General features: G+C 54.1%; 12 protein-coding genes. 4 read left to right on the forward strand and 8 right to left on the reverse strand.

The features are described from left to right. Window positions 1–51: 51 nt before the first annotated feature. The 8 genes from ROR01S_RS09045 to ROR01S_RS09080 all read right to left on the reverse strand — a co-directional run bounded on the left by ROR01S_RS09045 (window position 52) and on the right by ROR01S_RS09080 (window position 7,364). The gene (locus ROR01S_RS09045; RefSeq protein ID WP_064359357.1) at window positions 52–897 is read right to left on the reverse strand and encodes a DUF2218 domain-containing protein; all 846 of its coding nucleotides are present in this window, start codon (window positions 895–897) and stop codon (window positions 52–54) included. Window positions 898–1,028: 131 nt separating this feature from the next. Next, on the reverse strand, window positions 1,029–1,409 hold the full coding sequence (locus ROR01S_RS09050; protein WP_015584372.1) for a RidA family protein: 381 nt from the start codon (window positions 1,407–1,409) through the stop codon (window positions 1,029–1,031). Window positions 1,410–1,476: 67 nt separating this feature from the next. Continuing rightward, on the reverse strand, window positions 1,477–2,781 hold the full coding sequence (locus ROR01S_RS09055; RefSeq protein ID WP_081213135.1) for a hypothetical protein: 1,305 nt from the start codon (window positions 2,779–2,781) through the stop codon (window positions 1,477–1,479). Window positions 2,782–2,970: 189 nt separating this feature from the next. Beyond that, on the reverse strand, window positions 2,971–4,194 hold the full coding sequence (locus ROR01S_RS09060) for a DUF3500 domain-containing protein (protein WP_015584374.1): 1,224 nt from the start codon (window positions 4,192–4,194) through the stop codon (window positions 2,971–2,973). Then, on the reverse strand, window positions 4,194–5,063 hold the full coding sequence (locus tag ROR01S_RS09065) for a fumarylacetoacetate hydrolase family protein (RefSeq protein WP_032717420.1): 870 nt from the start codon (window positions 5,061–5,063) through the stop codon (window positions 4,194–4,196). The genes ROR01S_RS09060 and ROR01S_RS09065 overlap by 1 nt, the downstream gene beginning before the upstream one ends. A gap of 11 nt (window positions 5,064–5,074) precedes the next feature. Then, entirely contained in the window at window positions 5,075–5,452 is a 378-nt protein-coding gene (locus ROR01S_RS09070) for a nuclear transport factor 2 family protein (protein WP_015584376.1), read from the reverse strand. Next, complete coding sequence (locus tag ROR01S_RS09075) at window positions 5,449–6,231, reverse strand: SDR family oxidoreductase (RefSeq protein ID WP_015584377.1); 783 nt, start codon at window positions 6,229–6,231, stop codon at window positions 5,449–5,451. Before ROR01S_RS09075 ends, ROR01S_RS09070 begins: the two co-directional genes overlap by 4 nt. Window positions 6,232–6,479: 248 nt before the next feature. Further along, window positions 6,480–7,364 carry a LysR family transcriptional regulator gene (locus ROR01S_RS09080; protein WP_004861781.1) on the reverse strand — a complete coding sequence of 295 codons (885 nt, stop codon included), beginning with the start codon at window positions 7,362–7,364 and terminating at the stop codon, window positions 6,480–6,482. Between the two features lie 113 nt (window positions 7,365–7,477). Between ROR01S_RS09080 and ROR01S_RS09085 the strand changes: the two genes are divergently transcribed. The 4 genes from ROR01S_RS09085 (at window position 7,478) to ROR01S_RS25940 (ending at window position 11,323) form a co-directional block, all read left to right on the forward strand. Then, complete coding sequence (locus ROR01S_RS09085) at window positions 7,478–8,329, forward strand: Vmh family MBL fold metallo-hydrolase (RefSeq protein ID WP_064359359.1); 852 nt, start codon at window positions 7,478–7,480, stop codon at window positions 8,327–8,329. Between the two features lie 157 nt (window positions 8,330–8,486). Beyond that, entirely contained in the window at window positions 8,487–8,627 is a 141-nt protein-coding gene (gene sra, locus ROR01S_RS09090) for a stationary-phase-induced ribosome-associated protein (protein WP_004861775.1), read from the forward strand. 172 nt (window positions 8,628–8,799) lie between these two features. Beyond that, window positions 8,800–10,497, forward strand: a complete 1,698-nt coding sequence (locus ROR01S_RS09095; RefSeq protein WP_064359360.1) for an NAD-dependent malic enzyme — start codon at window positions 8,800–8,802, stop codon at window positions 10,495–10,497. A gap of 256 nt (window positions 10,498–10,753) precedes the next feature. Then, window positions 10,754–11,323 carry a M15 family metallopeptidase gene (locus ROR01S_RS25940; RefSeq protein ID WP_004861768.1) on the forward strand — a complete coding sequence of 190 codons (570 nt, stop codon included), beginning with the start codon at window positions 10,754–10,756 and terminating at the stop codon, window positions 11,321–11,323. Window positions 11,324–11,672: the final 349 nt, after the last annotated feature.

The following is an 11,672-nucleotide window of genomic DNA, read 5'->3' on the forward strand; positions in this document are numbered from 1 at the left end:
CAGATTATCGGGTCCAAAAGCGAGAAACCGGCAGAGGGCTGCCGGTTTTTTTTACGTCCGCTGCCAGCGAATATCCAGCGTTTCGCGCACTGCCGCTTCCGCCAGATGGCGTTCCACGATGGTTTCCATCTCGGCCAGATCGTCGGTTTCCGTGGCGCTCAACGTAATCTGCAACAGGTTATCCTGCACATCCAGCCGGACCTCGCCGATGCTCAGTCGAAACTGCCCGCTGTGCTCATCGCTGACGACCGGCGTGCGATGTTGGAAATGGCTGCACATGCGGCGCATAAATCGCGAGGCATTGGGCGTCGCGATGCAGGCGATACTGGTGTGCACGCCCTCCGTCGCAACCGGGGTAGTCAGCAGATGTTCAATACGTTCGGCGGCCAGATGAATTGCCTGCGCCAGGCTCACGACCATACCGGCAGGCAGCGGCTCATATTTCATCCGCAGGCTGAGCGCCCGTTTCAGGTGGTCCATTGCCTCTACCAGCTCCACCGGCGATGCTCGGTTCGCCTGCGGCGCCACCCGCGACTTAAGCATTTCCATAACCGATTGATTAGCCGTCAGCCATGCCCGGCCCTCTTCGGTAATGCTGTAGCGCTTGCGGCCGCCCTTTTCCAGGTCGATAACCGCATAGTTGCGGTCATACAGCCAGGTCAGGGTTGGATAGATGACCCCCGGGCTGGGCTTATACAACCCGCCAAAGCGTTCTTTAATGTCATGAATTAGTTCGTATCCATGGCTCGGCTGTTCAGACAGCATCGCCAGGAGCAGCACGCGTAGCTCACCGTAATCGAATACCCGCCCACGACGCCCGGTCTGCCCCGCATTCTGCGGGACAGCCGGAGTGTCGTTACCGGCGGACTTTTTTCCGGAGCGTTGTGTTTGTTCCATCGTCGACTCCTTTATCATCCACTGCAACATAACTAAACTTTAAATATATCTTAAAGAGATGACGCAGGCCTGAATTTTGTTCGCCAACGGAATACGCGCGGGAAAGCGGAGAAACGGTCAGTAAAAGTTAGTTAAAGAACGGCGATAAAATCACACTGTACGCGAATATTGCCGTTCAGTTTAGCATCGATGGCGTACCTGGCCGGACGCGATGCCGGATCAGGGAAATAGCGGACCCAGTGGCGGTTCACCGTTTCGCGCTCGTTTCTGTCCGCCATCAACAGCGTCAATCGGGCAATGTTGTCCAGCGTCCCTCCGGCATCCTCAATTAGCGTTTTGATATGGGCAAACATCAGCGCGCACTGGGCATCAAGATCATCCGGTACCTGCCGGGTCAGCGGATCGCGGCCATAAATCACACCGGAAAAAACCATATTGCCAATCCGACAGGCGGCAGGAACGGGATTGGCGTGAACGAAGGCCTCGCTATAAATACTTTTTCTGTTACTCATATTTATCTCCAGTCAGGATCTGCCGCCGGCAGACCCTGCTACTAATAAAAGGACAATGTCGTCACGATTAATATTCGCTGTCCGGCATCATAGCGCCGAATTTATAAACCAGACGCAGGCGTTCAGCATGATAATCACCGGTTATCGGCGACGGCGAGTCAATATAATCAAATTCAAATTCAGCATGTAATCGCGGGGTCAGGTTATAGCCTAATATCATAAACCCGGCATTAATATCCTTAGCGGCAATCGGATAATAAATCCCACTGGAATCTTTTAAATTCAGACGCGTATAGCCTAATACCGCCAGCGCGTTTTGATTATGATAAACATAGCGCAGCGCCAGCGCATCGCCGGGCTGATTACTGGTGATCATCGATGCCAGCGGTTGTCCGGCCTCAATCGGCGTGGTGTCATAAATACCGAAATTATATGGTGCGAAATAGGCGCCATTTAAAAACGCCCCGTCTTTGCTGGGGACATGAGTGGCAATCACCGAGAGACTGTGATTGCGCGAGCGCATCCCCAGTCGGGCAGAATAAAGATCGGTGTCGATATTTTTATACGGCCAGGACTGATCCGATGTATCCCATTCATGCAAATACTGTGCGCCGAAAAATGGCGTCCATTGTCCCACGCTTAGCCCATGTACCGGCAGCTCGCCGCCGACAAAAGCCATCTGCGCACGTTTATCAAAGTGATAATACCAGGCCTCGGCCTGGGCATCGTACAGGTGGCCATAGCGCAGACCGAAGGTGGAGAAACCATCGCTGTCGACCGAAGGGATCGTCGTATCATCAACCTCTGGCGCCCCGGTATCTCCCTTACCAAAGGTATCAGAGCTGAAAGGTTTGAAGCGGTAGATTCGATAGCCGTACAGCTTTAACGGCTGCTTATCCAGCAAAGCGTAATCGCCGCCAACCCCCTCATATAAGGCCGGAATCATGGTACGACCTTCGCCGCCGTTGGCGAAAGGCGTGTCGAGTGCAATTCGTCCCCCCTGTAGATTAAATCCATATCCCCGATAGCGCAGATAGGCCTTACCCAGAACATTGATATTATCCGCCGGCAGATAAACTTCCGTTTTTTCACTGTTATCGGGATTGAGACCTAAATTCCACGACGCATAATCTGCAACACCAAAACTAAAGCCATAAAGTTCCGGGCTGACATATTGAATATCACCCCCAAAGGCGTGCGTTTGTTTATCCGCAACGGTACCGTTAAATTCTTTAAAAAAATGCATAGTTTTGACTTCGCCGTAAATATTCCCTTGCGAAAGCCAGTCGTTGAATGAATCAGAGTCGCCACCGGCAGATACCGTATTCGCGTAACAACTGCCGCACATCAACGCCAGCGGAAATAACGCCATCGTTGAGACTCTGAATGAACAGTTTAATTCCATTGCCAGATAACCTCATTGTAGGAGACAGAGATATTTTTATTTACCGCCCGGAGCCTGTTCGCGCAGGCTCATAGAGAATGGCGCGTCAATGCGCCCACCCGCGCTACGCTCTGCGTTCGCGATGGGTGATATCAACAGAAATTAAACCCGACAGGTTTATTTGCGCGTTTGTGCCAATAAGGCTTTGCCGTAATCATTGCCATTGGGAATCCGCGTAATCGTGTGAATATGAAAACGCGCCGGCTGCTCATTGGTCAGCCACATCCCGCTATGGTGATCGAACTCCAGCATCACCACCGGACTTTGAATACGGTAATAAAAGACATCGTCATCGCCGCAGCCGCCAATCCAGCACCACCAGGTTTCCTCAAGATGCTGTTCAATGCACGCCAGCCGCCGCTGTCGCGGAGCATCGGGCAAAAAATCAAGGAAGCAGGCAATCGTCGCCATTAACATCTTGCGCTGCGCCGGACTGAACTCCGCCACACAAATTCCCTCATAAGGAATTATTCGGTTATCCTGAAAAGCCCCGCCGAGATGGCGCTGATCGGCGAAGTTAAAGCGCTCTGGCGGCATCGCCGGATCTTCCATCTGCTGGAAAATCGTTGCTCGTTTCTGCTGCCGCGGAGTCAACGCCTGCATCAACGCCAGGCCGCAGCGCTCTTCGTCGGTAAACAGCGTCGCATCGCTGTCATCACCGCGATCGATAACGTTTGGCTCCACGCCCATAAACGTGGGGGCGATAGTCAGCTGACGTCCGACGATAAAACAGCAAAACGCGACATGATGGCCGTAGATATTCCACCCCCAGGGCCGATCCGCCGAAGGCTCGCCGAACAACATGAAATGGAAGCTCCAGCGGTTCATGATGTTATTCAGGTCATACAGCTCGCCAAGGAAATGGTTGGCATCCATCAGGCGAGAGACTTTGCGAAAACCCTGCTCGCTGGTGCAGGTCCTCAATAACCCGAGAAATGCCTCGCGCGTCGCCGGAGACGTCGCTTCCAGGCGCACGCCATAGTCATTGAACGGAATTTCCGGGTTATACCAGGCACGCCACTGCGGCGCATCAATCGGCTGGCAGACGCGCTGGCGCTGCGACGGCTCCAGCGTCCGCAGCAGCTCTCTGGCGGCGGCAACCGCCTCGTCGACGGCAAACCCTTCATCGGCTAACGCGAAAAGCCCCTCGCGTACCCTGCCGTCAGTCGTGATCCCGCGAAACGTTTCATCCAGGCTGGCCTGCCACTGCGCCTGTAGGTCACGCGCTTTTTCCGTCGCCAGCATCCTGGCGCCATAGGTGGCGACATCCACGTTACGCGCGGCCAGAATACGTGGCGCGTCAGCAGGCAGAAGATAATCACGAAAAGAGTTGCTGCTCATCACGCCTCCCACGCTATGACGTCATCTTCTGCCACCACGCGATGTTCTATCGCCCCCAGGCCGTCGATGGTCAGATGCAGCAGATCGCCCGGCTGCAGGAAACGTCCGGTCGGCGCGCCAATCCCGGACGGTGTTCCGGTAGCAAGTACGTCGCCCGGCTCCAGCGTCATCACCGATGAGAGATACTCAATTTGTTGATATATGTTGTAAATCATATCGCCGGTTGAGGCGTGCTGACGTTGTTCACCGTTCACCGTTAGCGTCATCTGTAGCGCCAACGGGTCGGCAATTTCATCGCCGGTCGTCAGCCACGGGCCCAGCGGCCCGTGCGTATCGAATGATTTGCCGAGCGTAAAGGTCGGCGATTTTTTCAGCCAGTCCCGCGCGGAGAGATCGTTGACGATCAGATAGCCGGCAATCACCGCGTGTGCATCGCGGGCACAGACATGGCGACAGCGGCGACCGATAACCACACCGAGCTCGATTTCATAATCCATCTGCTCGCTAACGCGCGGCTTAACGACCGGATCAAAGGGCCCGCTGATGCAGGAAACCTGCTTGTTAAACCACATTTGCGATGGCGGGATGGCGATCCCCGCCCGGCGTGCCTCCTCGGCATGCTGGCGATAGTTCATACCAATGCCGAGAAACTTCTGCGGGTCGTGAATCGGGGCCTCCAGGCGAACCTCCTCCAGCGCAATGGCCGGCCCGGTGGCCCGCTCAAGCCGTTCGCGAAGCGCCGGCAGGTCGTTGAGCAACTGGCGCATTGAGTGATCGATGCCGGTGATTTCGGATAAATCAATGACCGTAGAATCAACCACTTTGCCAAGCCGGGTACGTCCGTGGTGGGTGTAGCGCACGAGCTTCATAACACTCCTTCTTACGCCGCAAAGGGCGTCATTTGTGACAACACAATCTGCCAGCCCTGCGGGGAACGTCGCAGAACCAGCGTGGAAAAACCGTGGCGAACCCTTTCGGCGCCATCGTGCAGTGCACGGACCACGTTGCGCGTTTCGCCGCTGATAATGGCAATATCGCCCAGCAGGCGTATATCCGGCGTTGGCCGCTCGATAGCCACAAAGCCGCCCATTTTCACCACGTGTTCGAGAAACTCGGCCTTACCCTGCACCATTCCGGTACTGTGAATATGAACAAGATCGTCGGCCAGGAGCCCCGCCAGACGCACGCTATCACCGGCCACCAGTGCCTGCTGACGCTGCGTCTCAAGCGTCATTAGCGCCAGGAGATCCGTATTCATAGCAGCCCCTCATAGGAACCGCCGTCGAGCTGCAGATTTTGTCCGGAAATATAGGAAGCCTGCTGGCTACAGAGAAAGGCACAGGCCGCAGCGAACTCCTCCGGGCGGCCAAAGCGACCGGCGGCGATTGTCGCCTCATTGCGTCGGCGCGCCTCTTGCAGACTGATGCCCTCTTCATCCATCAGCCGCTGCAACATAAATGCCTGGCGCGGCGTATCGATCCGCTCCGGAAGCAGGTTATTGATGGTCACATTGTCGGCTACCACTTCACGACCGATCGCTTTGCAGATAGCAGTCAGCGCCGTCCGCGCCGAGGTGGATAGCCCCATCATGTAGTGCGGCGCTTTGACCATGGCCGAAGTGATATTGACGATCCGCCCGAAGCGCTGCTGCTGCATTGCCGGCAGCCACGCGCGAATCAGCTGTACAGCAGGAATAAAATTGGCCGCCATCGCCCCCAGCAGCGCCTCTTCATGCCAGTCGGCAAGTGCGCCGGGCTGAGGCCCGGCGTTATTGGTCACCAGAATGTCGATTTTTGGCCAGGCCGCCAGGATCGCCGCGCGCCCCGCCGACTGCGTCAGGTCGGCAGTGACGGTGGTGACGGCAACCTGAGGAAAGCGCTGGCGCAGCGCCGATGCCGCCTGCGCCAGCTTCTGTTCATAACGCCCGTTTAGCGTGACGTTCACGCCTTCTGCCGCCAGCGCCGCCGCACAGGCCAGACCGAGTCCTTGCGATGATGCGCAGACGAAAGCCTGTTTTCCGCCAATCCCCAGATCCATTCTCCGCTCCTGAATGTTAATTATTGGTAAAATAATGTACATATATTGATATATCTCAAATTGCGATATGTCTAGATATCCACAGGAGGATTAGATGAAAGTCGGAGATGGCTCACGAAAGAGGACGCTGTCGGCGCGAACAAGAGACAGACGTGCGGACGCCACCCGGTAGCAGGTAGCGAGGTGAGTGATGGCAGAAGCACACGCGCCCGCAAGGCGCGACGCAGGATCGGCGGTACGAAAGCGCGCTAGCTAAGCTGCGCCAGCTGCTGTTGGATCTCATCGAGGAACAGCGGTAGCGCGCTGGGTTGATAGTCGCGCGATAAATAGATGCCGTAGACGCTGAGTGCTTTCGGCGTCCAGCCCGGCAACACCGGCTTCAGCGCCCCGCTGTTGAGCGCGCGCTGCGCTTCCAGTTCCGGCAGCATCGCGATACCGCATCCGGCTACCGCCGCTTCGAGTAGTAATGAGGAGATCCCGGCGCTGAGGTTTCCGGAAACCGTCACCGAGACCTCCTCGCCCTGCGAGTCGGTAAGCTGCCAGCTCGGCGCGACAAAATGGCTGTAGTGCAGACAGTTATGTTCGCTAAGCTCCGCCGGCGTCTGCGGCTGGCCATGTAACTGCAGCCAGCGCGGCGATGCGCACAGGACCGAACGACAGACCCCCAGCCGACGGGCAATCGCTCCTGGCTCCGGGTTATCGGTGATGCGAATCGCCACGTCGATGCGCTCGCCGATCAGACTCACCGGATGATTATTGATATCCAGTTCGAGACGCAGCTGGGGATAACGGGCGAGAAAATCGGGTAACAGCGGTGAAATCAGCTGCATAGCCGTAAAGTGAGCGCAGGCGACGCGGAGCGTGCCGCTGGGCACCGCCCGCTCGGTCTGCCCGGCAATTTCATCCGACAGTTGCGTCAGGCTGCGGGTTTTTTGCAGCACCTTCTCCCCGGCCGCGGTTAAGGTTAATTTGCGCGTCGAACGGTGGATCAGGCGGGTACCCGCCCAGTGTTCCATCTGCTCCAGATAGCGACTGACCATCGGGCGTGACATCCCCAGCGCACGGGCCGCGGCGCTCAGGCTCCCCAGTTCGCAGATCCGCATGTAGACCTGCGCGGCAATAATTCTGTCCATCTTTCACTTCCATCTGCACGTTTTATGAAACTCAGCATCTCTTTTTTCAGGAATTTTCGCAAATCAGGAAATCCGTAAAATAGCGTTATTCAACAGACACAGAGAAAACCAACATGAAATTATCCGCCCTTGCCGTTGCCACCGCGCTGTTCAGCTCCGCTGCGTTTGCCGCACCTTTAACATTGCAGACCTATAACCCGCAGGATAAAGGTATCTTCGCCGTGAACTCGACGCTGGCTTCCGGCCCGCATGAAGCGGTGCTGTTTGATGCGCAATTTAGCGTGAAAGATGGCGAAAAGCTGGTCGATATGATCCGCAAAAGCGGTAAGAAACTGAGCCGCATTGTCATTACCTCCGGCGATCCGGATTTCTATTTCGGCCTCGAGCCGCTGGTGAAGGCTTTCCCGGACGCAAAAGTTGTCGCCACGGCCGAGGTGGTCAAGCACATCGAAGCAACCCAGGCCGCGAAGCTGGCATTCTGGGGCCCGCAGATGAAAGATGGCGCACCGAAGCAGCTTTATACGCCGCAGGTGATTGCGGCCAACACCTTTACCATTGACGGCGAAAAAGTTGAAATTCGTCAGCCGCAACACTACGCGGCGTTCGTCTGGATCCCGGCGAACAAAACCATCCTCGGCGGTACCGGTGTAGCCTGGGGTATGCACGTATGGACGGCCGATACCCAGAGCGCCGAAAGCCGCTTGCAGTGGCGCAAAACGCTCGACGATATGGCCGCACTCCATCCGCAGCAGGTCATTCCGGGCCACTATCTTGGCACACCGCCGGCCGGGGATCGCGCGATCGCCTTTACCCGCGACTATCTGCAGCAGTTTGAGCAGGCGCTGAAAACGCACAAAGATTCCGCCGGGGTGATCGCCGAGATGAAACAGCGCTGGCCGGAGCTGGCGGAAGTCAGTTCGCTGGAGCTGAGTGCGAAGGTGAACACCGGCGAGATGAAGTGGTAAACGCAGACTATTCCTGATTCCGGGTGATAAAGTTGCCAGGGGCGGAAAAATAGACCACGATAGATAGACGGTCGCGCTAGCGCGCCGTTCTTAGGGTTACATTTCGTCCGGCCACGCCGGGCTTGTCCTTGAAACAGAACTGGATTAAGGAGTAAGAATGAAATCGAACCACCAGGCACGTCATCTTCTCGGTCTGAACTATAAACTGTCCCAGCAGAAAAAAGTGGTGCTGGACGGCGATGTGGAAACGACAATTAACCACGCTCATGCCACCGGCCGTAAGCGCCGCGCGGGTTAATTTCTCAGCTGAATGATGATAAAAACACCGTCCTTTCGTCAGGATGGTGTTTTTTTAATACAATTTCCCCTCTTTGATAACATCTGCTCTATACTGCTCCCGCTGCATTCCCTGCCAGCCCGCACGCTTATCGCCGCGCACGGTCTGAAGTGAACATCAAGGAGTTAGTGCGATGCAATTCACCCATAAGAAAAACCGTTCCCTGTATATCCCCTACGCAGGCCCCGTTCTGCTCGAATTTCCCCTTCTCAACAAAGGTAGCGCCTTCAGCATGGAAGAGCGCTGCAGCTTTAACCTGCTCGGCCTGCTGCCAGAAGTTGTTGAAACAATTGAGGAACAAGCTGAGCGCGCATGGATCCAGTACCAGGGATTTAAAACTGAGATCGACAAGCATATTTACCTGCGCAACATTCAGGACACCAACGAAACCCTCTTTTATCGCCTGATTGGCAACCATCTCGATGAGATGATGCCGGTCATCTATACGCCGACCGTCGGCGCCGCCTGCGAGCGCTTCTCTGAGATTTACCGTCGTTCGCGCGGTGTTTTTATCTCCTATCAGAACCGGCACAACCTCGACGATATCCTGCAAAACGTCCCGAACCACAACGTCAAAGTGATCGTCGTCACCGACGGGGAACGCATTCTGGGTCTCGGCGACCAGGGCATCGGCGGTATGGGGATCCCGATCGGCAAACTCTCGCTGTACACCACCTGCGGCGGTATCAGCCCGGCCTACACGCTGCCGATTGTGCTGGACGTGGGGACGAACAATCAGCAGCTGCTCGACGATCCGCTGTATATGGGCTGGCGCCATCCGCGTATTACCGACGATGAGTATTATCAGTTTGTCGATGACGTTATCCAGGCCATTAAGCACCGCTGGCCGGACGTTCTGCTGCAGTTTGAAGACTTCGCGCAGAAAAACGCTATGCCGCTGCTCAACCGCTATCGCAATGAGATTTGCTCATTCAATGATGATATCCAGGGCACCGCCTCGGTGACCGTCGGCACGCTGATTGCAGCCAGCCGCGGTGCGGGCAGCCAGCTGAGCGAACAGAAAATCGTCTTCCTCGGCGCCGGCTCTGCCGGTTGCGGGATTGCCGAACAGATTATCGCCCAGATCCAACGCGAAGGATTAAGCGAAGAAGAAGCGCGTCAGCGCGTGTTCATGGTTGACCGTTTCGGCCTGCTGACTGACGCCATGCCGAACCTGCTGCCGTTCCAGAACAAACTGGTGCAGAAGCGTGAAAATCTGCAGCAGTGGGATACCACCAACGAAGTGCTCTCCCTGCTTGACGTTGTGCGCAATGTGAAACCGAATATCCTGATCGGTGTCTCCGGCCAGCCGGGTCTGTTCACCGAAGAGATTATTCGCGAGATGCATAAGCACTGCCCGCGTCCAATCGTAATGCCGCTGTCGAACCCGACCTCTCGGGTGGAAGCCACGCCGCAGAACATCCTCAGCTGGACCGACGGCGAAGCGCTGGTTGCCACCGGCAGCCCGTTCGCGCCGGTCACGCTGAAAGGTAAGCAGTACGTTATTGCCCAGTGCAACAACTCCTATATCTTCCCCGGTATCGGTCTTGGCGTCATCGCCTCAGGGGCATCGCGAGTCACCGATGAGATGCTGATGGCGGCCAGTGAGACGCTGGCGAAGCACTCGCCGCTGGTCAACAACGGCGAAGGCCCGGTGCTGCCGGAACTGAAAGATATCCAGACCGTCTCGCGCGCGATCGCTTTCGCGGTCGGTAAAGTCGCTCAGGAACAGGGCGTGGCGGTGAAAACCTCCGCCGAGGCGCTGTTGCAGGCGATCAGCGATAACTTCTGGTTGCCGGAGTATCGCAACTACCGCCGGACCTCGATTTAACCGGTATTCAATGGGCCTGAATCTCAGGCCCGGCTTAGTATCAGAGCAGCATATCATGCTATGCTGCTCGCCTCAGGGTAAATTAGTATTTTATATATTCATAAAAGTATAGTTATTTATTCATATCAATAGTTATGTTTTAGTTTTATAAAAGTATAAATGATTTTGTTTGTCGGGATATTGTAAAAAATAACATCTTTAATCTATTCTATCAGTGTCATCTTCGAAACGTTAGCAGGCACCGATCGGAGGAATAATGAATAAGTATCTTGAACTGATAGATAAACCCCGAGCTAATAGTGTAAATGTTGGCCTTAGCTCACCGAAACTATCAACTTTGATAAGTCTTTTTGGAGAACCGAGAGATAATTACACAGGTGATTGCCAGTCTGTTACTGGCCCCTTTAAAAATAGAATTATTACGCAGTCAGTAGGTCCATTTAAGTGTACGGGCATGGATGTGGCACTAAAGTCATTGACCGATATTTTAGATTCGGTAAAAAATGAAATACCCGATCTTTATGCAATACTAGGTACGGCTGGAATGTTATGTGCCCGTAAAGTTAAAATTAAGCGGAAAGATGGCACTCTTCACCTTGGTGACAATCCTTCTAATCATTCCTGGGGTTTAGCAATAGATATCAAATTATCAGGTGTACTTGATAAACAAAGTGATGATAAGTGTTTCCGTGGCCTTCTAATCCTCTCAAAATATTTTAATGCCGGAGGATGGTATTGGGGAGTAAGTTTTCCAAATGAAGATGCAATGCATTTTGAGGTGGCCGAGTCGACATTAATAAAATGGCGAAATGAAAATTTAATCTAATCTCCACATAAAACATTGAGATTTAAAATTTAATAAAAAAACCAAATCGCATTCGAGTTTTATTTCTAATTGCAAAATAATAAACTCAATGAACATACCAGGTTAACGCTATCATATTACAGAAGAGTTTCAACTCGAATTGTATTGAGCGGCTGACAAAACGAAAGCGCATACGTTCGGCTGTTCAGGATGCTAAATTACCATTAACTTACCCAGAGTAAAGAAGATGTCACGTCAATGATAGAACACTTGAGTTTAAATAAAATTTTCATAAAAATTAACAATGTAACATATTAAATTATTTATATTCCCTGATATTATTACAATTACCGCTCATTATTTATGAATG

The sequence above is a fragment of the Klebsiella ornithinolytica NBRC 105727 = ATCC 31898 genome, from assembly GCF_001598295.1.
GTDB lineage: Bacteria > Pseudomonadota > Gammaproteobacteria > Enterobacterales > Enterobacteriaceae > Klebsiella > Klebsiella ornithinolytica.